Genomic DNA, 24,012 nt, shown 5'->3' with positions numbered 1-24,012 from the left:
CCCGGAAACCCTCGGGTCCGGCCGGTCGTGGGGTGGCTCCTGGCCGCCCGGACCTTGGGATCATGGGGGTGCTGCCCTGCGTGACAGTCCTACGGGTTCGGGTGGGAGTGGTCGCTGTCCGGACTCCTCCTGCGCTCGGCGTCGGCGGGAGGTCGGTCCGGCCTCAGGCGGGGCGGCGCATCTGGAGTTCGCGCATGGCGGGGACGGTCGGGTGCGGCACGCGCACCCCGGTGTCGGTGAAACCCAGCCGCTGGTACGCCCGGTAGGCGCGGTCGTTGCCGACCACCACCTCCAGCATCAGCTCCGGCCGGCCGCACCCGCGTGACCAGGCGGCCACCCCGTCGATCAGCGCGCCGAGCAGGCCCCGGCCGCGCCAGGCGGGGGTGACGTAGACGGCGTACACGACGGTCAGGCCGGGCTCGTCGGGCGACACGGTGCCACCGGCGTGCCCGACCAGCCGGCCACCGGGGTCGGCGACGAACTGGGCGGTCTGGCAGCCCTGGGAGACGTGCGCGATCCGGGCGGCGTAGTCGGCGTGCGGGCGGGCGGCGGCCTGCGCGACGGTCTCCAGGAAGGCCAGCGGCGAGTCCGCGAGCATCTCCAGTCGCAGCGCCCGCATCCGGGCGGCGTCGGCGGGACGGACCCGCCGCACGGTTGCCGTCCGGGTGTCCGACGGGGCCGGCAGGGGTGTCATGTCACCTGCATACCCCAGTGACGGTCACCGATGGGCGCAGCGGTCGCCCTGCGCCGGAATATGCCCGATTTGTGGTCGTGCGCCGTCGTCACTCCTCGTGTAGCGTGCGATTTCGGTCACCGATTCAGCGGCCGTCGCCGATCTCGAACGGTGGTCGTCCGGTGCCGGCCCGCCGGCCTCCGGGGTTGTGGAACGCCGCGCTAAGTGAGGAAGTGCACCGTGGCACAGGGCACCGTGAAGTGGTTCAACGCCGAAAAGGGCTACGGCTTCATCGCCGTCGACGGCGGCCAGGACGTCTTCGTCCACTTCTCCGCCATCGAGATGGACGGCTACAAGGCGCTGGACGACGGGCAGCGGGTGGAGTTCGAGATCGCCCAGGGGCAGAAGGGGCCGCAGGCCGAGCAGGTTCGCGTCATCGCCTGAGTCGGGCCCGGCCCCGCTCGCCGATCCGCCCCGTCCCCGGGGCAGCGGCGCCGGCGAGGGCCAGGGAAGATCATGAGCCGTTCCAGCCGTCGTCGCTGAGGAGGGCCCATGTCCGACCAGTCCCCTCCGGGTTCTCCCGGGCCCGGTTCCGCCGGTTCGTCCGGCCCCGGTGGCCGCCCCGAGTCCGCCGACCCGGCCGTGCCCCGGCAGCCGACCGGCCCCGCCTCGTCGGATCAGCCCTCCGCAACGGGCCTCGACGGGCCGGGCCAGCCGGTCGCCGCCGGGCCCGGCGGGCCGACCCGCCCCGAGGCGGACGAGCCTGCCCCTGGGCCGACCCCTGCGGACCCGGCCGATCCCGACCCGACCGCTCCCAGGTGGGCCGCCCCCGACCCCACCGCGGCCTTCGGCCCGCCCGGCTCCACCGCGGCCTTCGGCCCGCCCGGCTCCACCGCGGCCTTCGGCCCGCCCGGCTCCACCGCGCCGGGAGGTCCGGCCGGCACGGCGCCCGGCCAGCCGGCGTACCCGTGGGATCCGGCCGTCCCGGGCCAGGTCTTCCCGCCCACCGGTGGCTTCCCGCCCGGTGCCGGCCCGTACGCCGGCTTCCCCCCGGGCTACCCGCCGTACGGCGGGCACCTCCCGTACGGCTGGCCCGGTGCAGGCGGATGGGATCCGGACGATCCGCTGGTCAACCCGCCGCACGCCGGCGTCAACGGCTGGTTCGCCCGGTGTGCCGGAGCGGTGCGCCGCGGCTGGCGGCTGCTGCTGCCGCTGCTCTTCCTCACCCAGGTGCTGCCCGGCCTGGTCGTCTCGCTGGTCTCGCTCGTGTTCGGTCCCGGTGCCGGGGAGGAACTGCCGGCCGACGGGTCCCTGCCCGACGGCTTCCTGACCGACCTGGCCGTGTTCGGCTCCGCCGTGTTCCTCGCCAGCCTGCTGTTCAGCCTGGTGCAGTGCGTCGGCTGGGCGGGCGGCACGTGGGTGGTCGCCCGCCAGGCCGCCGGTGAGCCGGTCGACCTCGGTGGCGCGTTCCGCTACGGCCTGCGCCGCGCGCTCGGCCTGTGGGGCTGGCAGCTGCTGATCTCCCTGCTGGTGATGGTCGGGGTCTGCTTCTTCGTGCTGCCGGGCATCTACCTCGCCTTCGCGCTCGCCCTCGCCGGCCCGGTCTACCTCTTCGAGCGGCAGAACCCGATCGGTCGCTCGTTCCGGTTCTTCCACGATCGGCTCGGGCTGGTGCTGGGTCGGGTCGGCCTGGTGGCGCTGGCGCTGTTCGCCGGTGCGGTGGTCGGCTTCGTGCTGGAGACCGTCGCGACGGCCCCGTTCGGCGCCGACCCGCTGGGCACCCCCGTCTCGACGGCGGTGGTGGTGGCGGTGACCCTGGTGTCGTCCCTGCTGACCCTTCCGGTCCAGGTGATCCAGCTCGTCGGACTGGTCGCCACGTACGCCGAACAGCGGGCCCAGGAGGGCCCGGTGGACGCCGCCCGACTGGCGGCCGAACTCGGCTGACCGGACCGGAGTGTGCTTGCACTCGGCAGGGGAGAGTGCTAAACAAGTCATTGGCACTCGCATACCGTGAGTGCCAAAGGTCGGGGCGGTGGGGCCACGGTCGCGGAGGCGTTCCACAACGTCGCCGGGGCACATGGCCGGTCGTCGCGGGCTATCCGGCCCGGCCGAAGGACGTCGTCGTCGCCAGGTGGCGACGTCCCAAGGTGCGTACACCAGGCGGCCCATCCGGGGCACAACACTCGGGTGGCCCGTGAGTGTCCAGGAGGACAACGCCGTATGGCCAAGATGATCGCGTTCGACGAAGAGGCGCGCCGCGGCCTCGAGCGGGGCATGAACCAGCTCGCCGACGCCGTGAAGGTGACGCTCGGCCCCAAGGGCCGCAACGTCGTGCTCGAGAAGAAGTGGGGTGCCCCCACCATCACCAACGATGGTGTGAGCATCGCCAAGGAGATCGAGCTCGAGGACCCCTACGAGAAGATCGGCGCCGAGCTGGTCAAGGAGGTCGCGAAGAAGACCGACGACGTCGCCGGTGACGGCACGACGACGGCGACCGTCCTGGCCCAGGCCCTGGTCCGCGAGGGCCTGCGCAACGTGGCCGCCGGCGCCAACCCGATGGCCCTGAAGCGGGGCATCGAGGCTGCCGTGGCCAGCGTCTCGGAGGAGCTGTCCAAGCTCGCCAAGGACGTGGAGACCAAGGAGCAGATCGCCTCCACCGCCTCCATCTCCGCCGGTGACAGCACCGTCGGTGAGATCATCGCCGAGGCGATGGACAAGGTCGGCAAGGAAGGCGTCATCACCGTCGAGGAGAGCAACACCTTCGGCCTGGAGCTTGAGCTCACCGAGGGTATGCGCTTCGACAAGGGCTACATCTCCGCGTACTTCATGACCGACCCGGAGCGCATGGAGGCCGTCTTCGACGACCCCTACCTCCTGATCGTCAACAGCAAGATCTCGTCGGTGAAGGACCTGCTCCCGATCCTGGAGAAGGTCATGCAGTCGGGCAAGCCGCTGCTGATCATCGCCGAGGACATCGAGGGCGAGGCCCTGGCCACCCTGGTCGTCAACAAGGTCCGGGGCACCTTCAAGTCGGTCGCCGTCAAGGCGCCGGGCTTCGGTGACCGCCGCAAGGCCATGCTGGCCGACATCGCCATCCTCACCGGTGGCCAGGTCATCAGCGAGGAGGTCGGCCTCAAGCTGGACGCCGTCGGCCTCGACATGCTGGGCCGCGCCCGCAAGGTCGTGGTGACCAAGGACGAGACCACCATCGTCGACGGCGCCGGCGACGCCGAGCAGATCCAGGGCCGGGTCAACCAGATCCGGGCCGAGATCGAGAAGAGCGACTCCGACTACGACCGTGAGAAGCTGCAGGAGCGCCTGGCCAAGCTGGCCGGCGGTGTTGCGGTGATCAAGGTCGGTGCGGCCACCGAGGTCGAGCTCAAGGAGCGCAAGCACCGCATCGAGGACGCCGTCCGCAACGCGAAGGCCGCCGTCGAGGAGGGCATCGTCCCGGGTGGTGGCGTCGCGCTGGTGCAGGCCGGCAAGACCGCCTTCGACAAGCTGGACCTGACCGGCGACGAGGCCACCGGCGCGCAGATCGTCAAGATCGCGCTGGACGCCCCGCTGCGGCAGATCGCCGTCAACGCCGGCCTGGAGGGTGGCGTGGTCGTCGAGCACGTCCGCAACCTCGACCCGGGTCACGGCCTCAACGCCGCCAACGGCGAGTACGTCGACCTGCTGGCCGCGGGCATCATCGACCCGGCCAAGGTGACCCGCTCGGCGCTGCAGAACGCCTCGTCGATCGCGGCGCTCTTCCTCACCACCGAGGCCGTCGTGGCGGACAAGCCGGAGAAGACCCCGGCCGCCCCGGCTGGTCCGGGTGGCGGGGACATGGACTTCTGAGTCCAGCTCCAGCAACGCCGAGAAGGGGCGGGCCGCGTCAGCGGTCCGCCCCTTCCGCGTCAGCGGGCCGAGCGGCCCGTCAGGGCAGTGGCCGGTGGTTGCGCCGCTTCTGCGCCCGGTCGTACGGCGGGGGGACCGGGACCGGCTCGTCCACCACGGTCACCGGCTCGTCGACCGCCGGCTCGTCGATGCCGGTCATCTCCGCCATCTGCTCGGCGTCGCCGTAGTCCCGGCGGTCGAACGGCACCGGGGTGGGCGGGTCGCCGACCGGCGCCCAGGCGCCGGGCACCGCGTCGTCGGTCTGCTCGTCGTCCGTGGTCATGGCCGCCTCCTCTACCGAAACGGTAGGGGGCGTCGATCACCCGCGCGGGTGAACAGCGCTATGTGGTGATCTGTCTGTTATGCCGCACAAAGCGGCCTGCTCAGAGCGTCCGGCGGTACAGGAAGAAGACCCGCTCGATCCGAGCGCCCGCGCTGCCCGAGTAGAACGGCACCGGCCCCACCCAGCCGATCTGCGCCGCCGTGATCCCGGCCGCCCGCTGGTCGGCCAGGCAGCGGCGCAGCAGCACCCCGCCGATCCCCGACCCCGCCGCCGCGGGCGCCGTGCCCATCGGCCCGAACCAGCTCGGCCGGGACGACCCCCAGGCCGCGAACCCCATGATCTCCCCGTCCCGCTCCGCCAGGTGGCAGCCCGCGTCGTCGCGGCCGACCGAGCCGGCCAGCTCGCCGTCCCACGAGCCGCCGAAGGTGGACCGGGCGAACGCGGCCAGCGCCGGCAGGTCCGCCGGCTCCGCACGGCGTACCGAGATCCCCCGGCCGGCGAGCCGGGCCATCGCCGGCTCCGTCGTGCGCAGCGCCGGCGACCCGTCGTACGACAGGTCGGCGGTCATGTTCCAGGCGGTACGGTCCTGCCGGTAGCCTGCCGCCAGCGCCAGGCAGACCGCCGGGGTGTACCGCACGTCGATCCCCGGCCAGCCGTAGTACGGCGGGTTCCCGGCCAGCAGCACCTCGGCCGCGCCGAGCCCGGCGAGGCGCTGCTCCGCCCCGCTCAGCAGCGCCCGCCCGACGCCCCGGCGGCGGTGTCCCGGCTCGACCGCGACCAGGTCCACGTGTCCCAGCCGGGGATCGACCGCCGAGAGCGACCCGATCAGCACCCCGAGAAGTTCCTCACCCGCGTACGCCCCGAGCGCCAGCACCGGCCGGTCGGCGGCGGCCCGGGTCCAGAGGGTGCCCACCAGGGGCGCGGCCTCCGCGGCGTCCTCGGGCAGGTCGAGCGCACGCCGGCAGAGGGCGACGGCGTCGGGCACCCGGTCCACGGGCAGTTCGGCGAGGCGGAGCTCCATGGTCGCCGACCCTAGATCAACCACCACGGGTCGGCGCAAGACCCGCTCAGCCGGCGCGGGCCGCCCGCACCGCCGCGTACGCGTCGACGACGCCCGCGCCGGTGGTGTCGCGACCCGCGCACGACTGCCGGGCGGTGTCGGCGCGGATGCTCTCCCCGGCCGGCTTCGCCGTGTCCCGGAGGATGTCCCGGGTGCGCGTCAGGTCGCCGACGAGCGCCGGGTTCGCCGACCACATCAGCGCCACCACGCCCGCCACCTGCGGCGTCGCCATCGACGTGCCGTCGAGGGTGGCGTACCCGCCGCCGGGCATCGCGGAGAGCACGCCCGCGCCCGGGGCGAGCAGGTCCGGCTTGGCCGCGCCGCCCGGGGCGGGGCCCCGGCTGGAGAACTCGGTGACCGTCCGGTCCCGGTCCACCGCGCCGACGGTCAGCACGTCCGGGTACGGCGCGGGCGGGTCGGCGATCGAGCCGCAGTACGGGCCGGTGTTCCCGGCGGCGGCCACCACCAGGATCCCGGCGGCGGCCAGCGCGGCGGTCGCCGGGCGCAGCACCCCCAGGTCGCAGCCCTCGATCGGCGGGCAGCCCCACGAGTTGGTCAGCACGTCCGGCGCCCGCGCCGGCCGGCCGTCGGTGAACGGGTCACCACCGGGCGGAAAGGGGGCCAGCATGAACTGGAGGCAGTCCAGGTAGCGCGCCGGGCTGCCGAGGTTGCGGTCGAGATTGACGCAGCCCACCCACTGCGCCCCCGGGGCCACCCCGATCCCGTCCCGGCCGACGGCGCTGCCCACGGTGTGGGTGCCGTGCCCACCGGAGTCGTTCGGGGCGCTGGTGTCGTCCCACGGGTCGTACCAGGAGTCGTCGCCGCCCCGGAACCCGTCGGCGAGCGCCGGGTGGCGGCCGTCCACCCCGGAGTCGGAGCTGCCGACCACCACGCCGGACCCGGTCACCCCCAGCTCGGACCAGACCCGGGTGGCCCCGATCGTCCGGACGTTCCACACCGGCTCGACGGGGGCGGGCAGGTCGCCCCCGGTCGTCGGCGCGGGGGCGGGCACCGGGCGGACCCGCTGGCTGACCAGCACCCGGGCCACCTCGGGCCGGCCGGAGAGCCACGCCCGTACCCCCGGCCCGCCGTCCGTCTCGATCGCGTTGACCAGGTAGTACGGCGTGGGGCGCAGCCGCAGCCGGGTCAGCTCCCGGCGCAGGTCGCCCTGGGTCCGGTCGGCGGTGTCGACCAGCCGGCGGTACACCTCGGCGATGCGGGCGTCGCGGCCGGCGCGCCCCGGCGTCCCGGCGGGGACACCGGAGAAATCGGCCTGCTCGCGGAGCACCACCAGCAGCCGTTCGCCGTGCAGGCCGGGCTGCCCCGGGCCGGCAGCGACCACCCCGACCGTGACCAGCAGCGCGGCGGCGGTCACCGCGGCCACCCGGCGGCTCGGCGGCCGGGCGCCGGGCCGGGCCAGCAGCACGCCGTACCCGAGGGCGAGCAGGACCGCGACGGCGAGCCCGACCCCGGCGGCCACCGCCACCCAGAACGGCACGTCGCGGGCCGTGGCCAGGAGCAGGGTGATCTCCTCCGGGTCGGTGAGGGCCAGCGGGCCGAGCACACCGAGCCCGACCAGCCAGCCGGCCCCCGCCGACGTGCCGCTCCCGGCGACGTCCGTGGTCCGGTCGCCGGTGTCCCCACCCGGGCGGGCCCGGCGTACGGCGGTGGCGTGCAGGGCGGCCAGCGCGAACGCCGTCGGCGGCAGGACCAGCAGCAGGGGCAGCTGTGCGCCGGACTGCCCGACCCCGGCGGCGACCAACAGCAGCGCCACCCCGGCGACCAGGCCGCCGACCAGCACCAACCGCGCCGGTCGGGGTGGCGCGCCGACGGTGAAGCGGGCCCAGAAGGCGCCGTCGAGCAGGCTCCCGGCCAGCACGCCGAGCGCCGCCGCCGCGAGCCCGGCGAGGAGCGTCTCCAGCAGCCCGCCGAGCGCCCCCACCCAGACCCAGGGCAGCAGCAGGGCCAGCCCGCCGGCCATCCCGAACAGGGTGGCCGGACCGGGCGTCCACCGGGCCGGCCCGGCCGGCCGACGCACCGTGGGGCCGTCCGTCTCCGACGTCGCCGCCACCTCGGTACCGCCGCCTGACGGTCGATCCGACGCCGGGGCGGCGGCGCGGCGGCGGGCGAGCCGGCGTACCACGAGCGCGGACGCCGTCGCACTGATCGCCAGCGCGGCGAGGTACGCCTCGTGGTGCACCGGCGGAACCGCCCGGAGCAGCGCCAGTCCGCCGAGCGCCAGCGCCGCCGTCAACCACGCCCGGCCGCTCGCCCGCACCGCCGCCGAGCGGGGCAGCCGGGCCAGCGCCAGCGCCGGACCGCCGACCAGCAGGACGGTGGACAGACCGATCACCGGCCATAGCCACACCACCCGCGCCAGCCCGGAGGCGAGCAGGACCTGGTCGGTCACCCAACCGGTGAGCTGGCTGACCACGGTGAACCCGACGGTCCAGAGCCCGGCCAGGACCGCCGCCAGCACCGGCCACGGACTGGCCGGTCCGTCGGCGGGCAGGGCGTGCCCGACGTTCCGGTGGGGAGGCTCGGCCTGCATGGCAGCACTCTCCCACGACCGTGCCACGCCCGTCCCACGGCCGGCCCTGCCGCCGATCGGGACATCACGGAGGGTGACTGCCAGTCCGCCGTCGGAGCGGTGACCGACCGTGGTCACGCGGGTGTCGTCGCGTACCCGGGGGAGCGGGGCCTGCTGCTCGCGGCTCCGGGCGGTTACCGTGGACGGGTGCGCGACCCCAACCTGACCCGATCCGCCGCCGGCCAGCTCTCCCCGGAGCGCCGCGCCACCGACCTGCGCCGGCTCCGGACCGAGCGCTTCGACGTGCTGATCATCGGGGGTGGCGTCACCGGAGCGGGCGCCGCGCTGGACGCCGCCTCCCGAGGGCTCAAGGTGGCCCTGGTAGAGGCGCGGGACTACGCCGCCGGCACGTCCAGCCGGTCCAGCAAGTTGATCCACGGCGGCCTGCGCTACCTGGAGCAGCTGGAGTTCCACCTGGTCCACGAGGCGTTGACCGAGCGTGGCCTGCTCGCCACCCGGCTCGCCCCGCACCTGGTCCGGCCGGTGCCGATCCTGGTGCCGCTGCCCGCCGGTGAGAGCCTGCGCGACCTGCCCGCCCGGGCCTTCCGCCGCGCCTACTACGGCGCCGGCGTGGCCGCCTACGACGCCTTCGCCGGGATCTTCGGTGGCGGCCGGGGGATGCCGCTGCACCGGCACCTGAGCCGCGAGGGCGCCCGGCGGATCTTCCCCAGCCTGCGCGCCGACGCCCTGGCCGGGGCCATCCGCTACTACGACGGGCAGGTCGACGACGCCCGGCTGGTGGTCACCCTGGCCCGCACCGCGGCGAGCCTCGGCGCGACGGTGGTGACCAGCACCCGCGCCGTCGGCCTGATCCGGCAGGCCCGCGAGGTCACCGGGGTCCGGGTCCGCGACCTGGAGGCGGCCCCCGGCTCCCCCGACGCCGAGTTCGAGGTGCACGCCCGGGTCGTCATCGGCGCGACCGGCGTCTGGAGCGACGACATGTCGCGGATGCTCAACGACGTCGGGCTGCGCCCCGGCATCCGGGTACGCGCCTCCAAGGGCGTGCACCTCGTCGTCCCCCGGTCGGCGATCACCGGCGAGACCGGACTGATCCTGCGCACCCCCAGCAGCGTGCTCTTCGTGATCCCCTGGGGCGGGCACTGGATCATCGGCACCACCGACACGGACTGGCGGTTGGACCGGTCGCACCCGGCCGCCTCCGCCCGCGACATCCAGTACCTGCTCGACCAGGTCAACACGGTGCTCGACCGGCCGCTGACCACGGCCGACATCGAGGGCGTCTACGCGGGCCTGCGCCCGCTGCTGGCCGGCGAGGCGGACTCTACCTCCAAGCTCTCCCGTGAGCACGCGGTCTTCGAGCCGATGCTCGGGCTGCTCCTGGTCGCCGGCGGCAAGTACACGACGTACCGGGTGATGGCCTCGGACGTGGTGGACCGGGCCGCCCACCGGCTCGGCGGGGTACGGCCGTCCCGCACCGCCGACCTGCCGCTGCTCGGCGCCGACGGATACCCGGCGATGTGGCGGGACCGGGCGGACCTGGCCCGCCGGCACGGGGTGCCGGTGGGCGTGGTCGAGCACCTGCTGGAGCGCTACGGCACCCTCACCCGGGAACTGCTGGCCCTGATCGACGCCGACCCCCTGCAGGCGTCCCCGCTGGCCGGCGCGCCGGAGTACCTCGCCGCCGAGGTGACGTACGCGGCCCGCGCGGAGGGGGCGCTGCACCTGGAGGACGTGCTGACCCGGCGTACCCGGATCTCCTTCGAGACCACCCACCGGGGCCTGGACTCGGCCGGGCACACGGCGGAGCTGATGGGCGCGGTGCTCGGCTGGGACACGGCCACCCGGGAACGGGAGGTCGCGCACTACCGGGCGCGGGTCGAGGCGGAGCGGGAGTCCCAGCTCATGCCGGACGACGCCACTGCGGACGCGGCCCGGCTCGGCGCACCCGACGTGCGGGGTTTCGCCGCGGACCGGGGTGTCGACGGCGACAACGTCGAACTCCCGACGTCCACCCGCTGACCGATCGGCCCCATGGACGTTGCACCCATCGATGCCCGTCCGGTCGGCCGGTACCGGTTCTTACCTACGGTGGGGTAGGTTGCGGCGCGTGGTTCCCCCTCAGTGGTCACGCGTGCTCATGGTCTCCGCCGGTGCCGTCCTGACGGTCACCCTCACCGCCTGCTCGGTGTTCGGCAAGGACGGCGGCGAGTCCACACGGGACCCGAAGGGGACAGCGGTGACAGCGTCCCCGGCCGCCGGCCGGGTCAGCCTGCTGCAGAAGCTCGGTCAGGACGGTCCGCTCCGTTCGCTCAACGTGGAGCCCGACGGCCGCTGGGAGTGCGACGACTGTGCCGGCGACGGGGTGACGTCCACCGGGTCGCTCGACCCGGAGCAGCTCCAGCGGCTGCACGGGCTGCTCGCCGACCCGCGGCTGGCCCAGGAGACCGACGAGGTCCGCAAGTACAAGGCGACCTGCATCGACTCGCTGACGTCGAGCCTGCTCACCTCGGTCGGCCTGATCACCTCGCAGGACTGCCCGGGCGAGGAGCGCCCACCGGTGGCGAACGAGATCCTGCTCCTGCTCACCCAGGCCACCCCGGCCGAACCGACCGCCTGACGCAGTGCGGGAGGCCGCCGGGCGGCGACCTCCCGCAGCCGGCCCCGGCCGGCCGGACGTGGGTCAGAGCACCTTGCCCGGGTTGAGCATCCCCGTCGGGTCCAGCGCCGCCTTGATCGCCTGGTGCACCCGGACGCCGACCGGCCCGATCTCCCGGGCCAGCCAGTCCCGCTTGAGCAGCCCGATACCGTGCTCGCCGGTGCAGGTGCCGCCGAGTTCCAGGCCGAGCCGCATGATCTCGTCGAAGGCCCGCCGACCGCGTTCCAGGCTCACCGGGTCGGCCCGGTCGACCACGATGTTGGGGTGCATGTTGCCGTCCCCGGCGTGCCCGACCACGCCGATGGGCACGTCGCACTCCTCGGCGATCCGGGAGACCCCGTCGAGGAGCGCGGCCAGCGCGCCGCGCGGCACTGCCACGTCGTCGATGACCAGGCCGCCGTTGCCACCGGGAAAGGCGTCGGCGGCGAACTTCTCCATCGCCGGGTGGGCCAGCCGGCGGGCCTGCAACAGCGCCGCCGCCTCGACGGCGTCGGTGGCCGCGTACACCTCCTCGGCCCCGGCGGCCTCGCACACCTCGGCCAGCCGGGCCAGGTCGTCGGCCGCCCGGGAGCCGGTGTCGGCGGCGGCGAGCAGCAGCGCCTGCGCGTCGGTCCGCAACCCCATCGGCCGGTACGCCTCGATCGCCCGCAGATGGGTCCGGTCGAGCAGTTCCAGCAGGCTGGGGCTGAGCCCCTTGGCGGCGATGTCGGCCACCGCCGCGCCGGCCTCCGCCGTGGACCCGAAGACGGCCACCATGGTCAGTGACTCCTCGGGGGCCGGGCGCAGCGACACGGTGATCTCGGTGATCACCCCGAGGGTGCCCTCCGCGCCGACGAAGAGCCGGGTCAGGTCGTACCCCGCGACGCCCTTGGCGGTGCGTCGGCCGGTGCGCAGCACCTCGCCGGAGGCGAGCACCACCTCCAGGCCGAGCACGTACTCGGTGGTCACGCCGTACTTGACGCAGCACATGCCACCGGCATTGGTGGAGACGTTGCCGCCGATGGTGGAGGACTCCCAGGAGCCCGGGTCCGGCGGGTACCAGAGCCCGTGCTTCGCCACCGCCCCGGCCAGGGTCGCGTTGACCACTCCCGGCTGCACCACGGCGATCCGGCTGACCGGGTCGATCTCCCGGATCGCGTCCATCGCCGCCGTGCTGAGCACCACCGCGCCGTCGACCGCGTTCGCCGCGCCGGCCAGCCCGGTCCGCGCCCCCTGCGGCACCACCGGTACGCCGTGCCGGGCGGCCGCCCGGACCACCGCCACCACCTGCTCGGTGCTGCGGGGGCGGGTCACCACCAGCGGCGTGCCCGCCGGGCAGAGGTCTGCTTCGTCGCGCCGGTGCATCCGCAGCAGGTCAGGGTCGGTCAGGACGGCGTCGTCGCCGAGCGCCGCGCGCAGGTCGTCGAGGAGGGGGGAGCCAACCATGCGGGGAAGGCTAACCGCCGGCTAGATTGGCCGCCATGCTGTACCTCGACCGGCCCGCCTGGCCGTGGCGGGGCCGGCTCTGGTCCCATCTGATCAGCGACGTCTCCCACGCCGAGCTGCACGCCTTCGCCGAGGCGCTGGGCGTGCCCCGCCGGGGCTTCGACCGTGACCACTACGACATCCCCGCCGAGCGCTTCCCGGTGGCGGTCTGGCTCGGCGCCCGGGTGGTCCCCACCCGCGAGATCGCCCACCGACTCCGCGCCGCCGGTCTCCGCCGCCCCAAACACCTCCACCCCCGAACCCCCACCCCCACCCCCACCCCCACCTGACCCTCCCACGCCGATCCGCCTCCCACGCCGATCTTGCACTTGTGGTGCCCCTCTAACGGCGTTTTGCGGCATCTGCCCCCACCACAAGTGCAAGATCGCCGGGGCGGGGCGGGGCGGGGCGGGGCGGGGCGGGGTGGGGTTAGGGGAGGGTGGTGAGTTCGCGGGTGAGGTTGGCGCGGGCGGGCGCCTCCCAGCGGGCCGCCAGTGGCGGCAGGCGGAAGAGGGCGGGGAGGGCGAGCAGGGAGCCGAGGACGCGGGCCCGACCGGCGCGGAAGTCCGGCTCGGGGACGTGCGCGTACTCCTGGCGCACCGCGGCGGCATACCCGTCGTACTCGTCGGGTGGCGTGGCGAGGACCGCGAGGTCGGCATCGCAGAGCAGCGCCCCGTCGGGGTCGCCGGCGGCGACGGCGTGCCCGGCGGTGAGCAGCACCAGCCGGCGGACCTCGGCCACCGCCTCGCCCGGCAGCCCCAGCCCGGTCAGCAGCGTGCCGGCCAACGCGGCGCTGTCCCGCTCGTTCGCGTCCCCGGCGGCGCGCGGGTCGTAGACCGCGTCGTGGCACCAGGCGGCGAGCCGGACCAGGTCCGGTCGGGTGGCCAGCCCGGCGTACGCGTCGACCACGTCCAGCACGGCGGTCAGGTGGCGCACCGTGTGGTACCGGCGGTGCGGCTCGCGCCAGCGGGCGAGCAACTGCTGCCCAGCCCGGATCGACGCCCGGTCGTCGGTGGCGCCGGCGGCCCGCGCCGCCGTCCGCCAGCGCTCGGTCAGCTCCGTCACCCCGCCGAGTCTGCCGCACGGGCGTGGGGATGAAACCTCCCGGTACGGGTAGTCCCCGCCATGGCCGTGGCCCGGGACCGACGACCGTCGCTGATGCGGCGCGCCGCCCTGCGCGACGGCGTGACGGACGTCGACTCCGCCCGGATCGCCGAGGCGATGGCGCAGTTGCGCCACCGCGGCCGAGCCACCCTGCACGATCGGCTGCACCGGGTCCGGATGGCGCTGGTCCTGGCCGTCCAGGCGGGGCTGGCCGCCGGGCTGTCCTGGATCTTCGCGCACGAGCTGCTGGGCAACCCGCAGCCGGTCTTCGCCCCGATCTCGGCGGTCGGCACCCTGGCCGCCTCGGTCGGGCAGCGGCTGCGCCGTACCGTCGAGCTGATCATCGGGGTGGCGGTCGGGGTGTTCCTCGGCGACGCGCTGATCTACTTCCTCGGCACCGGCGGTTGGCAGCTCGGCGTGGTGGTGACGTCGGCGATCCTGCTCACGATCTTCTTCGGCGGCAGTGTGGCCGTCGTGATCCAGGCCGCCGCGACCGCGGTGCTGATCGTCACGCTCAGCCCGTCCGTCCAGGACCTGGAGATTCCCCGCTTCGTCGACGCGTTCGTCGGCGGTGGGATCGCGCTGCTGGTGACCGCGATCCTGCTGCCGCTCAACCCGTTACGGGTGATCAACCGGGCCGCGCGGCCCGCGCTGGACCTGCTCTCGGGGCAGCTGGACATCTGCGCCGAGGCGCTGCGCGACCGGGACCGCGGCAGCGCCCAGCGGGCCCTGGAGCGGCTGCGGGAGAACAAGGAGGAGCTGGCCGCCTTCACCGAGGCGATCGAGGGCGCGAAGGAGACCAGCACCCTCTCACCGGCCCGCTGGCACCGGCGCAGCGAGCTGACCCACTACGCGGAGGCGGCCGACCCGATCGACCGGGCGATGCGTAACAGCGGCACGCTGATCCGCAGGGCCGTCACCATGATCGAGGACGAGGAGCCGATCCCCGAACCGATGCCGGACGCGGTGGCCCACCTCGCCGAGTCCGTACGCCTGCTGCGGCACGAGTTCGCCGTGGGGGCGGAGCCGGAGCAGGCCCGGGAGCGGTCGCTGCGCGCGGTCAGCGAGGCCGGCCGGGCGTACGCACAGGGGGTGGGCTTCTCCGGCAGCGTCGTGATCGCCCAGGTGCGTACCACCGCCAGCGACCTGATGGTCGCCTCCGGCATCGAGCAGGAGGAGGCGAACCGGCTGGTCCGGCAGTCCTTCGGCGACCAGGAGCAGCCGGTCGGGGGGCCGGCGGAGCAGAACGCCCCCCCGAAGCCCCCCACCGCCCCGCCGCTCGGCTGAACCCGCCGACACCGGGTCGCCGCGCCGCCGCAGCGCCACGGTCAGCGCAGTGCCGCCAACGCGGCGAGCAGCCGGTCCACGTCGGCCGGCGTGCTGCCCAGCCCGAGGCTGGCCCGCAGCGCGGTCGGCGGCAGGTCGTCCCGGCCGCTGCGTGCCGCCGCCTCGGCGAGCAGTCGCCGGGCCAGCGGGTGCGCGCAGAAGAGCCCGTCGCGCACCCCGACCTCGTGCTCCCGGGCCAGGTACCCGGCCACCTCCGCGGAGTCCCGGCCGGCCAGCACGAACGAGACGATGCCGACCCGGGGCGCGTCCGGGGCGAAGGTGCGCAGCTCCACCACGTCCGGCAGCGCGGCGAGGCCGTCCCGCAGCCGGGTCAGCAGCCGCTGCTCGTGGGCGTGCAGGGCGTCCCGGTCCGCCCCGGCCAGCGCCGTGCAGACGGCGGCCAGGGCGACCGCGCCGAGCAGGTTCGGCGTACCGCCCTCGTGCCGGGCCGGGCCGGTCGCCCAGCGCACGTCGTGGGTGGCCGCGCCGACGTGGCCGGTGGCGCCCCCGCCGGCCAGGTACGGCGGGGCCGCGTCCAGCCAGTCGGCCCGGCCCAGCAGCACGCCCGCGCCGAACGGCGCGTACAGCTTGTGCCCGGAGACCGCCAGGTAGTCCACGTCGAGGTCGGCCACGTCCACCGGCGCGTGCGGGGCGAGCTGGGCGGCGTCGACCACGATCCGGGCGGCGTGCCGGCGTGCCGCCCGGGCCAGCTCGGCCACCGGCCAGCGCTCACCGGTCACGTTGCTCGCGGCGGTCACCGCGACCAGCACCGGCGGCCCGGACACCTCGCCCCGGCGCAGCTCGGCGAGAGCGGCGTCCAGCGCCCGGACCGCCGCGGCCGGGCTCTCCGGCACCGGCAGCCGCACCGAGCCGCGGGGCCAGGGCAGCAGGTTGGCGTGGTGCTCCCCGGCGAAGGTGACCACGGTGGTGCCGGCGGGCAGGGCCCGGGCCAGCAGGTTCAGCGCGTCGGTGGTGTTGCGGGTGAAGACGACGTGGTCGTCGGCGCGGGCGCCGAAGAAGTCGCCGACCGTCTGCCGGGCCCGCTCGTAGGCCAGGGTGCAGCGCTGCGACAGCGCCCCGGCGCCGCGGTGCACGCTGGCGTACCAGGGCAGCAGCTCGGCCACCGCGTCGGCCGCGGCCCGCGCGCAGGGCGCGCTGGCGGCGTGGTCGAGGTTCACCTGCCCGGGTACGCCGAGCACGCCGAGCGGGTCCGGCCGGTCCGGCGCGGGCGCGGCGGCGGTCGGACGGGCGGGCGGTACGAGGGTGACGGTCATGCCGGTTCCTCCGGGGTCCTCGGGACCCCGGGTGTGGGCACACCGGGACGGGGTCCGCGCTTGCCCAGCACACGGATCGGGCTGGGCCCGGTCATCACCCGGGGCACCCCACCGCGAACTCGACGAGGGTTGCCGGCCAGCAAGCCGGGGCTTGACGCTGGCGCTCGTGACCTGTGGGCAGCATAACCACCACCGATGCGTCCGGACCAGTGGGCCGTGGGTGACTACGCTGACCGCATGGCCGTCACCCCGCCCGGCTGGCCCGTGCCGCCGCCGACCGCGCCCGCTGTCCCACCACCGGGTGCGGTCGCGCCCGGGATGCCGCCGCGCCGGGTGGGCTGGCGGCGGGTCCTGGTGCTGGCCGGGGTGGTGCTGCTGATCGCCGCGTGCGCGGTCTACATGCTCTACACCCTCGGCGCCAACCTGGGCCTGGACGCGCTGCTGGTCGGCGTGGCCGCGGCGGTCCTGCCGGTGCCGGTGCTGGTGGCCTGCTTCCTCTGGCTCGACCGGTACGAGCCGGAGCCGCTGAAGTACCTGGTCTTCTGCTTCGCGTGGGGCGCGTTCGTCTCCACCGCGGCGTCGCTGACCGTCAACAACGCCGGGGCGAAGCTCTTCGACCGGTGGGACCTCCCCTCCGCGCTGACCGCGGTGCTGGTCGCCCCGTTCATCGAGGAGTTGACCAAGGCGCTCGGCCCGATCCTGCTGCTGGTCTTCCGCCGCCGGGAGTGGTCCGGCATCACCGACGGCCTGGTCTACTGCGGGCTCTCCGCGGTCGGGTTCGCCATGGTGGAGAACATCCTCTACCTGGGCGGCCTCGGGTACGCCTCGGGCGTCGACGAGTGGGGGCCGGCCACCGGCGTCCGCAACGTCATCATCATCTTCATCACCCGGATCCTCTTCTTCGGCTTCGCCCACCCGCTCTTCACCTCGATGACCGGTGTCGGGCTGGGCATCGCCGCGCGCAGCGCCGACCGGCGGGTGCGGATCCTCGCCCCGGCCGCCGGCCTGCTGCTGGCGATGATCCTGCACGGCACCTGGAACCTGCTGCCCTCACTGGTCCAGGCGACCGGCCAGCCGGTGATCTTCTTCCTCGGCATCGTGGCGCTGATGGTGCCGATCTTCTTCGGCATGGTCGGCTTCGCGATCTGGCTGCGCGCCTGGGAGGGGCGGCTCACCGAACGGGTCCTGCCCGACTACGTCCGGGCCGGCTGGCTCACCCCACCGGAGGTGGCCGCCCTGGGCAGCCTGGGCCGGCGGCACGCGGCGCGGGTCTGGGCCCGCCGGGTCGGGGGCGAGCCCGGTCTGCGGGCGATGCGCGGCTACCAGTTCGCCGCCACCCGACTGGCGCTGCTGCGCGACGGCATGCGCCGGGGGCTGGACCGCAAGGCGGCCGATCGGGAACGCACCGCCCGGGAGGAGCGGGAACTGCTGGACGCGATCAGCGCGTACCGGTCGTACTTCGTCGGTCGGGACCCGCAGGCGCCGGTCGGCATCTGGGACGGGCAGCGCTACCACCTGCGCTTCCCGGACGGTTCGCAGCGCGCGGTCGACGCCCCCGACTCCCCGGTGGTGCCGATTCCGGTGGTGCTGGCCCCGCCGCCACCTCCGGCGTACCCGACCGGCTACGGCCCGCCCGGCGGGTACGGTCCCCGTCCGGCCGCGCCCTGGCAGCCCGGGCAGTTCTGAGCCGTGTCGCCTGTCCCGCGCGTCGCCGGTGGGGAGCCGCCGGCGCGCGACGGTCAGGTCATCAGGCTGGTCATGAAGTCGCCGAGCCCTTGGAACATCGCCATCAGCCCGGCCCCGATCGCCTTGAACATCTGCGCCGCGCCGTCGGGCCGGAACGCCATGAAGTAGAACAGGAAGGCGACGCCGCCCCAGAGCAGCACCTTCTTCACGAATACCGGCATCGTCCCTCCCCAGGGCGCTGGATGCGCCTGGCTTCCCGCCGGGCAGCGGCACAAACGGCCGTCACGTCCCGCGGTGGGGAGGGTGGGGAGGGTGACTAAAGGTAGAGGCCGGTGTTGCCGGTGGGCTCCTTCTCCACCCGTTCGGCGGCGACAGCGTGCACGTCCCGCTCGCGCAGCAGCACGTACCCCCGGCCGTGCAGTTCCACCTCGGAGCGGTCGTCCGGGTCGAAGAGCACCCGGTCGCCCGAGACGATCGCGCGGACGTTCGGGCCGACGCCCACCGCGGTCGCCCAGGCCAGCCGCTTGCCCACGGCGGCGGTGGCCGGGATCACGATGCCGGCGGTGGAGCGGCGCTCACCCTCGCTCCCCTCCATCCGTACCAGCACGCGGTCGTGCAGCAGGCGGATCGGCAGGCCGGAGTCGAGATTCGGGTCGGCGGTCACGCGAAGACGCTACCGCGTGCCGGTCACCGGTCGTCGGCGTGGTTGAGCGGAGCCGGCCGGGGGCAATGTGTGGCGGAACTGCCCTACCGTGTCGGCTGTCGGACGTACCCTGTCCGGACCGTCGTCGAGGGGCGGCCCGTTCCATTCCCAGGAGGTGCGCTTGAGCCGCTTCGAGCGGGTACGCGCCCGGCTGCGCCGCGCGTACGAGTCCGGACGGGAGTCGGTGCGCGCGGGTCGCACCGAGGAGTCCGCCGTGACGGACGATCCCGGGGTGGCCTCGCCCGTGTCGCCGGGCCCGGTGGCGCCGCCGTCGGCCACCGTCGTCGGCGCGGAGCCTCCCGCGGCGATGCACAACTCGACGGCCAGCCGCGACGACGCGGACGTGCCGCACGCCCTGCGCATCGCCGCCGCCTGGTCGTGGCGGCTGATCGTGATCGGCGTGGTGACCTGGGCGCTGCTGAAGATCGTCGGGACGATCAGCATCGTGATCATCCCGCTGGCGGTCGCGCTGCTGCTCTCCGCACTGCTCGCCCCGGCGGTGGGCTGGCTGCTGCGGGCCCGCTTCCCGAGGTCGCTGGCGACCGGGGTGGTGCTGGTCGGCGGCCTGGCCGCGGTGGTCGGCACGCTGACCCTGGTGGTGAACGAGTTCATCCAGGGCGTGCCGGAGCTGAGCGAGAAGTCGTCGCAGGGCGTACGGCAGATCCAGGACTGGCTCAAGACCGGCCCGCTGCACCTGTCCGACAGCCAGCTCGACCGGTACATCGACGAGGGTCAGGCGTGGGTCAACGGCAACACCGAGAGGTTCACCAGCGGGGCGCTCTCCACCGCGACCACGCTGGCCGAGGTGCTGACCGGCGCCATCCTGGTGCTCTTCGCCACCTTCTTCTTCCTGCGTGACGGCAACAACATCTGGCGGTTCCTGGTCCGGCTGCTGCCGGTGGCGGCCCGCTGGAAGGTCGACGACGCCGGCCGTGCCTCCTGGGCCACGCTCGGCGCGTACGTCCGCGCGACCGTGCTGGTGGCCTTCATCGACGCGGTCGGGATCGGCGTCTTCCTGGTCATCTTCGACGTGCCGTTCGCCTTCCCGCTGGCCGCGCTGGTCTTCCTCGGCGCGTTCATCCCGATCGTCGGGGCCACGCTCTCCGGCGGGGTGGCGGTGCTGGTGGCGCTCGTCGACAGCGGCCCGGTGACCGCGCTGATCATCCTGGGCGTGGTGATCGGCGTGCAGCAGGTCGAGGGTCACCTGCTCCAGCCGTTGATCATGGGTCGGGCGGTGGCCATCCACCCGCTCGCGGTGATCATCGGCATCGCCGCCGGCGTGGTGCTGGCCGGCATCACCGGCGCGCTGGTCGCGGTGCCGCTGATCGCGGTGCTCAACACCGCCGTCCGCCGGCTCGCCGCCCGTACCGTGCCGGACACCCCGCCCGACGCGGTGGTGGTCGCCTCCCAGGCGCCCTGACCGTCCCCACGCGCAAGGCCGCACGACCCCTCGGGGCCGTGCGGCCTTGCGCGTGTTCAGGCTTTGGCGAGGCGCTCCAAGGCGCCCCGGGCCACCTCGGGGCGGGTGGTGTACCAGAACGGCGGCAGCGAGCGCCGCAGGAACGGCCCGTAGCCCCGGGCGGTCTCCAGCCGCGAGTCGAGCACCGCGACGACGCCCCGGTCACCGGTCGCCCGGATCAGCCGGCCCACGCCCTGGGCCAGCCGCACCGCGGCGATCGGCACGCTGACCGAGGCGAAGCCGGAGCCGCCGCCCGCGTCCACCGCCGCCGCGCGGGCCGCCGCGAGGGGCTCGTCCGGGCGGGGGAAGGGCAGCCGGTCGATCACCACCAGCTGGCAGGAGTCGCCCGGCACGTCCACCCCCTGCCAGAGCGACATCACCCCGAACAGGCAGCTCGACCGCTCCTCCCGGAAGCGGCGGACCAGCAGCGGCAGCGCCTCCTCACCCTGGAGCAGCACCGGCAGGTCGGTCCGCGCGCGGACCAGCTCCGCGGCCTGCTGCGCGGCCCGTCGCGAGGAGAAGAGCCCGAGGGTACGACCACCGAGCGCGCCGACCAGCGCCAGCAACTCCTCGCCGGCCGCCTCGGGCAGCCCGGAGACGCTGGGGCGGGGCAGGTGCGCGGCGACGTAGAGGATGCCCTGCCGGGCGTAGTCGAACGGCGAACCGACGTCCAGCGACCGCCACCCGGGGCCTTCGGTGGCCGGGACGGTGCCGGTGGCGGCCCGGCTGCCGGAGGCGGCGGCCACCGGGGTGGAGGCCGTCGCCTCGCCCCGGGCGGTGCTGGCGGCGAGGGCTGCGGCGGCCGGTGACGGCGGGGCGGGCGGGGGAGCGTCCAGCCCGAGCGCCCGGGCCACCGTGTCGAAACGGCCGCCCAGCGTCAGGGTGGCGGAGGTGGCGACCACGGTGCGCTCGTCGTACAGGTGGGTGGCGAGGGTGCCGGCGACCGAGAGCGGCGCGACGACCAGCGCGCGGCGGCTGCCGTTCTCGGGTTTCTCCACCCAGGCCACGTCGTGGTCGGCCTCCTCCAGCAGCCGCTGCGCGGTGGTGGAGAGTTCGTCCAGCACCGCCTTGGCCTGCTGCTTGCGGACCGGGTCCGGGTCGTCCGACTTGACGTCGCCGATCGCGTCCAGCGCGGCCCGGGTCGCCCCGTCGAGCAGCGTGCACGCCTCGCGCAGCGGGGCCGGCAGCCCGGCGGTGAGCCGCCCGGCCGGCACTTCGGCCAGCCCGACGGCGAGCGCGTCGCCGGCCTCGGTGAGCCGATCGGCGACGTCCGGCTTGAGCAGCGGCCGGGCCCGCCGGGTGGACCGGTCGATCAGCTCGGGGACCAGCTCCGCCTGGGCGGCCGAGGAGACCCGGTCGGCCAGCTCGTGTGCCTCGTCCACGACCAGCAGCTTGTGCGGCGGCACGATGTGCCGGCCGGCGAGCATGTCGACCGCGAGCAGGCTGTGGTTGGTGACCACGATGTCGGCCTCGCGGGCCCGCGCCCGGGACGCCTCGGCGAAGCACTCCTGGCCGAAGGGGCAGCGGGTGGCGCCGACGCACTCCCGCGCCGGCATCGAGACCAGCCGCCAGGCCTGGTCGTCCACGCCCGGGTCCAGCTCGTCCCGGTCGCCGGTGGGGGTCTCGTCGGCCCAGTCGCGCAGCCGCTGGATCTGCTTGCCGAGCCGCCCGGCCTCGCCGAGCCACTTGGTGCCGCCGCCGGAGCCGCCACCGGGTGCGTCGAAGAGGGTGTCGCCGGGCTCGTCCTCGGTAGAACTGTCCAGCCGGGCCAGGCAGAGGTAGTGGTGCCGGCCCTTCAGCACGGCGAAGGTGGGCCGGCGGCCGAGCAGCGGCTCCACCGCGTCGGCGAGCCGGGGCAGGTCGTGCTCGACGAGCTGGGACTGCAACGCCAGGGTGGCGGTGGAGACCACCACCGGGCCGTCCACGGTCAGCGACGGGGCGAGGTACGCCAGCGACTTGCCGGTGCCGGTGCCGGCCTGGACCAGCAGGTGCTCGCCGGAGGCGACGCTGCGTTCGATCGCCTCGGTCATCTGCTGCTGGCCGGGACGGGTCGCCCCGCCGGGGACCGCGCCGACCGCCGCGGCCAGCAGCTCGCTGCCACTGGGCCGGGCGCCTCGTCGCCGGCTACGGGCCGTCGGGGTGGCGGATCCGGTGGCGGTGCGCGGCGGAGTCACCGTGCGACGGTACCCGCCGGTCCCGACACCGACCGGGCCGCCGCCCGGGTGGCGTGGTCACGGTACGGAAACCGGCCGGCCGCGTCCGGTAACTTCCCCGCAGCGACGGTTGGGCGCAATCGGCTAGGGTGCGACTCATGCCGAGCGATGTGGTCCGTGTGATCTACCGCAAGTACGACGGCAGCGCCCACCGCGACTACCCGGCCCGCCGGCTCACCGAGGACGACCTCGGCGTCTGGCTGGGCGTGCCGGCCGGCACCGAGTCGGTCTACCACGGCCGGCCCTCGGTCGAGCAAATCCCGTTCGTGCTCCTGGTGCCGCACCACGCCTGGTGGACGGGGATGTTCAACCCGCCGCCGCGGACCAGCGAGGTCTACTGCGACATCGCCACCCCCGCCCGGTGGGAGGGCGACGACACGGTGCACCTGATCGATCTCGACCTGGACGTGGTGCGTCGTCGCGCCACCGGCCTGGTCGAGCTGCGCGACGAGGACGAGTTCGCCGTGCACCGGGAGCGGTTCGGTTACCCGGAGGACCTGGTCGCCGAGGCCGAGGCGGCGTCGGCGTGGCTGCTCGACGCGCTGGGGGACGGCACCGAGCCGTTCGCCACGTCGTACCGGAAGTGGCTGGCCCTGGTTCTCTGAGCCGGGTTCACCAGCGCGGCGGCCACGTGTCGTCGTCGGCGACCGCCGGCAGGCGGGTCAGCTTGTCCGGGTTGAGCTGGTTGAAGATGCCGGTGATCCGCCCCTCGTGCACGGCGAAGGCGACGACCAGCCGCAGCGGCCGGCCGTCGGTGTGCACGGTCTCCAGCTGCAGCCCGAGCGCGCCGTCGACCAGCACCGCCCGGCCCTGCACCCGCTGGCCGTACCGGCCGGCCTTGCCGAAGAGACCGAGGACGAATCGGCCGACGTTGTCCGCGCCGGTGACCGGCCGGCGGGCCGCCGGGAAGTGGCCGCCGCTGTCACCGATCAGCAGCACGTCGGGGGCGAGCACCCGGAGCAGTTCGCTCAGGTCGCCGGACTCGGTGGCGGCGGTGAACGCGGCCACCACGCGCCGCTGTTCGCCCGGGTCGGCGGTGTGCCGCGGGGTGTCCGGCGCGTCGACCGCGCGCCGCGCCCGGGAGGCGAGCTGCCGGGCCGCCTCCGGGCTGGTGCCGAGCGCCTCGGCGATCTGGGCGAACGGCACCGCGAAGACGTCGTGCAGGACGAAGGCGATGCGCTGCTCGGGGGTGAGCCGCTCCAGCACCACCAGCAGCGCCGTGCCCACCTGGTCGCGGCGTACGGCGCGCTCGGCCGGGTCGGGGGCGTAGCCGTCCGCCCCGGCGGCCGGCCGCAGCGGGGTCACCAGCGGTTCGGGCAGCCACTGCCCCAGGTACGTCTCCCGGCGTACCCGGGCCGAGCGGAGCACGTCCAGGCAGATCCGGGCGCAGGTGGTGGTCAACCAGCCGCCGAGGTGCCGTACCTCGGCCCGGGCGGCCGGGTCGCCCAGTGCCGTGGCGTAGCGCAGCCAGGTCTCCTGCACGGCGTCCTCGGCCTCGCTCCGGCTGCCCAGCATCCGGTACGCCACCGCCGTCAGCCGCCCGCGTTCCGCCTCGAACTCCGCCGCCGCGTCCACCGTCACCCCCGCCTCCCGTAGCCACCCCGCATTCTCCCCAACCCCCTGGACGTCCCGCCGCCCCCATCCGTGCCCCTTCCACCCCACCTCCCCCCACCCCTCC

At 74.9% G+C, this 24,012-nt stretch carries 20 protein-coding genes, 2 pseudogenes and 1 riboswitch; of the genes and pseudogenes, 10 read left to right on the top strand and 12 right to left on the bottom strand.

The annotated features are described in order from the left end of the window. Positions 1-163: 163 nt before the first annotated feature. Positions 164-694 carry an N-acetyltransferase family protein gene (locus ACPFP2_RS21970; protein ID WP_424091054.1) on the bottom strand — a complete coding sequence of 177 codons (531 nt, stop codon included), beginning with the start codon at positions 692-694 and terminating at the stop codon, positions 164-166. 219 nt (positions 695-913) lie between these two features. Between ACPFP2_RS21970 and ACPFP2_RS21965 the strand changes: the two genes are divergently transcribed. The 3 genes from ACPFP2_RS21965 to groL all read left to right on the top strand — a co-directional run bounded on the left by ACPFP2_RS21965 (position 914) and on the right by groL (position 4,516). Continuing rightward, positions 914-1,117, top strand: coding sequence for a cold-shock protein (locus tag ACPFP2_RS21965; protein WP_111217633.1), 204 nt, complete (start codon positions 914-916; stop codon positions 1,115-1,117). 108 nt (positions 1,118-1,225) lie between these two features. Then, complete coding sequence (locus ACPFP2_RS21960; protein WP_424091053.1) at positions 1,226-2,617, top strand: hypothetical protein; 1,392 nt, start codon at positions 1,226-1,228, stop codon at positions 2,615-2,617. A 276-nt stretch (positions 2,618-2,893) separates the two neighbouring features. After that, complete coding sequence (gene groL, locus ACPFP2_RS21955; RefSeq protein WP_424091052.1) at positions 2,894-4,516, top strand: chaperonin GroEL; 1,623 nt, start codon at positions 2,894-2,896, stop codon at positions 4,514-4,516. Between the two features lie 79 nt (positions 4,517-4,595). Here groL and ACPFP2_RS21950 read toward each other — a convergent pair whose 3' ends face one another. The 3 genes from ACPFP2_RS21950 to ACPFP2_RS21940 form a co-directional block, all read right to left on the bottom strand. Then, the gene (locus ACPFP2_RS21950; RefSeq protein ID WP_424091051.1) at positions 4,596-4,838 is read right to left on the bottom strand and encodes a hypothetical protein; all 243 of its coding nucleotides are present in this window, start codon (positions 4,836-4,838) and stop codon (positions 4,596-4,598) included. A 100-nt stretch (positions 4,839-4,938) separates the two neighbouring features. Then, positions 4,939-5,859: a GNAT family N-acetyltransferase gene (locus ACPFP2_RS21945; RefSeq protein WP_424091050.1), complete on the bottom strand. Its 921-nt coding sequence runs from the start codon at positions 5,857-5,859 to the stop codon at positions 4,939-4,941. A gap of 46 nt (positions 5,860-5,905) precedes the next feature. After that, positions 5,906-8,449, bottom strand: a complete 2,544-nt coding sequence (locus tag ACPFP2_RS21940; RefSeq protein ID WP_424091049.1) for a S8 family serine peptidase — start codon at positions 8,447-8,449, stop codon at positions 5,906-5,908. Between the two features lie 186 nt (positions 8,450-8,635). Here ACPFP2_RS21940 and ACPFP2_RS21935 point away from each other — a divergent pair, with 186 nt between their 5' ends. Both ACPFP2_RS21935 and ACPFP2_RS21930 read left to right on the top strand, forming a co-directional pair. Beyond that, positions 8,636-10,468, top strand: a complete 1,833-nt coding sequence (locus ACPFP2_RS21935) for a glycerol-3-phosphate dehydrogenase/oxidase (RefSeq protein WP_424091048.1) — start codon at positions 8,636-8,638, stop codon at positions 10,466-10,468. Between the two features lie 88 nt (positions 10,469-10,556). After that, positions 10,557-11,066 carry a hypothetical protein gene (locus ACPFP2_RS21930; RefSeq protein ID WP_424091047.1) on the top strand — a complete coding sequence of 170 codons (510 nt, stop codon included), beginning with the start codon at positions 10,557-10,559 and terminating at the stop codon, positions 11,064-11,066. Between the two features lie 63 nt (positions 11,067-11,129). Here the strand turns inward: ACPFP2_RS21930 and ACPFP2_RS21925 are convergent, their stop codons facing one another. After that, entirely contained in the window at positions 11,130-12,530 is a 1,401-nt protein-coding gene (locus ACPFP2_RS21925; protein WP_424091046.1) for an FAD-binding oxidoreductase, read from the bottom strand. Positions 12,531-12,565: 35 nt separating this feature from the next. Here ACPFP2_RS21925 and ACPFP2_RS21920 point away from each other — a divergent pair, with 35 nt between their 5' ends. Beyond that, positions 12,566-12,859, top strand: coding sequence for a DUF4031 domain-containing protein (locus ACPFP2_RS21920; protein WP_424091045.1), 294 nt, complete (start codon positions 12,566-12,568; stop codon positions 12,857-12,859). A gap of 139 nt (positions 12,860-12,998) precedes the next feature. Here ACPFP2_RS21920 and ACPFP2_RS21915 read toward each other — a convergent pair whose 3' ends face one another. Beyond that, the gene (locus tag ACPFP2_RS21915; protein WP_424091044.1) at positions 12,999-13,634 is read right to left on the bottom strand and encodes a metal-dependent phosphohydrolase; all 636 of its coding nucleotides are present in this window, start codon (positions 13,632-13,634) and stop codon (positions 12,999-13,001) included. Between the two features lie 66 nt (positions 13,635-13,700). On the opposite strand from ACPFP2_RS21915, the gene ACPFP2_RS21910 reads away from it, so the two are divergent. Further along, positions 13,701-14,960: an FUSC family protein gene (locus ACPFP2_RS21910; RefSeq protein WP_424091135.1), complete on the top strand. Its 1,260-nt coding sequence runs from the start codon at positions 13,701-13,703 to the stop codon at positions 14,958-14,960. A gap of 41 nt (positions 14,961-15,001) precedes the next feature. On the opposite strand, the gene ACPFP2_RS21905 is transcribed toward ACPFP2_RS21910, so the two are convergent. After that, positions 15,002-16,273, bottom strand: a complete 1,272-nt coding sequence (locus ACPFP2_RS21905; protein WP_424091043.1) for an aminotransferase class V-fold PLP-dependent enzyme — start codon at positions 16,271-16,273, stop codon at positions 15,002-15,004. Positions 16,274-16,324: 51 nt separating this feature from the next. After that, positions 16,325-16,445, bottom strand: a riboswitch (SAM riboswitch). Positions 16,446-16,468: 23 nt separating this feature from the next. On the opposite strand from ACPFP2_RS21905, the gene ACPFP2_RS21900 reads away from it, so the two are divergent. Then, positions 16,469-17,959, top strand: a complete 1,491-nt coding sequence (locus tag ACPFP2_RS21900; protein WP_424091042.1) for a PrsW family intramembrane metalloprotease — start codon at positions 16,469-16,471, stop codon at positions 17,957-17,959. Between the two features lie 53 nt (positions 17,960-18,012). Here ACPFP2_RS21900 and ACPFP2_RS21895 read toward each other — a convergent pair whose 3' ends face one another. Beyond that, positions 18,013-18,180 carry a hypothetical protein gene (locus tag ACPFP2_RS21895; RefSeq protein WP_170839495.1) on the bottom strand — a complete coding sequence of 56 codons (168 nt, stop codon included), beginning with the start codon at positions 18,178-18,180 and terminating at the stop codon, positions 18,013-18,015. Between the two features lie 95 nt (positions 18,181-18,275). Beyond that, positions 18,276-18,623: a GroES family chaperonin gene (locus tag ACPFP2_RS21890; protein WP_424091041.1), complete on the bottom strand. Its 348-nt coding sequence runs from the start codon at positions 18,621-18,623 to the stop codon at positions 18,276-18,278. Positions 18,624-18,783: 160 nt separating this feature from the next. Here ACPFP2_RS21890 and ACPFP2_RS21885 point away from each other — a divergent pair, with 160 nt between their 5' ends. Then, on the top strand, positions 18,784-20,082 hold the full coding sequence (locus ACPFP2_RS21885; protein ID WP_424091040.1) for an AI-2E family transporter: 1,299 nt from the start codon (positions 18,784-18,786) through the stop codon (positions 20,080-20,082). A 56-nt stretch (positions 20,083-20,138) separates the two neighbouring features. On the opposite strand, the pseudogene ACPFP2_RS21880 reads toward ACPFP2_RS21885, so the two are convergent. Together ACPFP2_RS21880 and ACPFP2_RS21875 are read right to left on the bottom strand one after the other, a co-directional pair. Further along, positions 20,139-20,825: pseudogene (locus tag ACPFP2_RS21880) on the bottom strand (ATP-dependent DNA helicase); the annotation flags it as partial. A gap of 111 nt (positions 20,826-20,936) precedes the next feature. Next, positions 20,937-22,295: pseudogene (locus tag ACPFP2_RS21875) on the bottom strand (ATP-dependent DNA helicase); the annotation flags it as partial. 137 nt (positions 22,296-22,432) lie between these two features. On the opposite strand from ACPFP2_RS21875, the gene ACPFP2_RS21870 reads away from it, so the two are divergent. After that, complete coding sequence (locus ACPFP2_RS21870) at positions 22,433-22,939, top strand: DUF402 domain-containing protein (RefSeq protein ID WP_424091039.1); 507 nt, start codon at positions 22,433-22,435, stop codon at positions 22,937-22,939. 7 nt (positions 22,940-22,946) lie between these two features. On the opposite strand, the gene sigJ is transcribed toward ACPFP2_RS21870, so the two are convergent. Beyond that, positions 22,947-23,861 carry an RNA polymerase sigma factor SigJ gene (gene sigJ, locus ACPFP2_RS21865; protein WP_424091134.1) on the bottom strand — a complete coding sequence of 305 codons (915 nt, stop codon included), beginning with the start codon at positions 23,859-23,861 and terminating at the stop codon, positions 22,947-22,949. Positions 23,862-24,012: the final 151 nt, after the last annotated feature.

This window comes from Micromonospora citrea (assembly GCF_049629545.1).
Lineage (GTDB): Bacteria > Actinomycetota > Actinomycetes > Mycobacteriales > Micromonosporaceae > Micromonospora > Micromonospora citrea_A.
Note: the sequence above shows the minus strand (reverse complement) of the source record. Positions and strands in the feature narration are given on the sequence as shown.

Bases quoted from the DNA above. Each gene is read 5' to 3' on its own strand.
- ACPFP2_RS21900 (WP_424091042.1), top strand. From the start codon at position 16,469: ATGCGTCCGGACCAGTGGGCCGTGGGTGACTACGCTGACCGCATGGCC.
- ACPFP2_RS21925 (WP_424091046.1), bottom strand. From the start codon at position 12,530: ATGGTTGGCTCCCCCCTCCTCGACGACCTGCGCGCGGCGCTCGGCGAC.
- ACPFP2_RS21870 (WP_424091039.1), top strand. From the start codon at position 22,433: ATGCCGAGCGATGTGGTCCGTGTGATCTACCGCAAGTACGACGGCAGC.
- groL (WP_424091052.1), top strand. From the start codon at position 2,894: ATGGCCAAGATGATCGCGTTCGACGAAGAGGCGCGCCGCGGCCTCGAG.
- ACPFP2_RS21920 (WP_424091045.1), top strand. From the start codon at position 12,566: ATGCTGTACCTCGACCGGCCCGCCTGGCCGTGGCGGGGCCGGCTCTGG.
- ACPFP2_RS21950 (WP_424091051.1), bottom strand. From the start codon at position 4,838: ATGACCACGGACGACGAGCAGACCGACGACGCGGTGCCCGGCGCCTGG.
- ACPFP2_RS21940 (WP_424091049.1), bottom strand. From the start codon at position 8,449: ATGCAGGCCGAGCCTCCCCACCGGAACGTCGGGCACGCCCTGCCCGCC.
- ACPFP2_RS21905 (WP_424091043.1), bottom strand. From the start codon at position 16,273: ATGACCGTCACCCTCGTACCGCCCGCCCGTCCGACCGCCGCCGCGCCC.
- ACPFP2_RS21960 (WP_424091053.1), top strand. From the start codon at position 1,226: ATGTCCGACCAGTCCCCTCCGGGTTCTCCCGGGCCCGGTTCCGCCGGT.
- ACPFP2_RS21895 (WP_170839495.1), bottom strand. From the start codon at position 18,180: ATGCCGGTATTCGTGAAGAAGGTGCTGCTCTGGGGCGGCGTCGCCTTC.
- ACPFP2_RS21970 (WP_424091054.1), bottom strand. From the start codon at position 694: ATGACACCCCTGCCGGCCCCGTCGGACACCCGGACGGCAACCGTGCGG.
- ACPFP2_RS21945 (WP_424091050.1), bottom strand. From the start codon at position 5,859: ATGGAGCTCCGCCTCGCCGAACTGCCCGTGGACCGGGTGCCCGACGCC.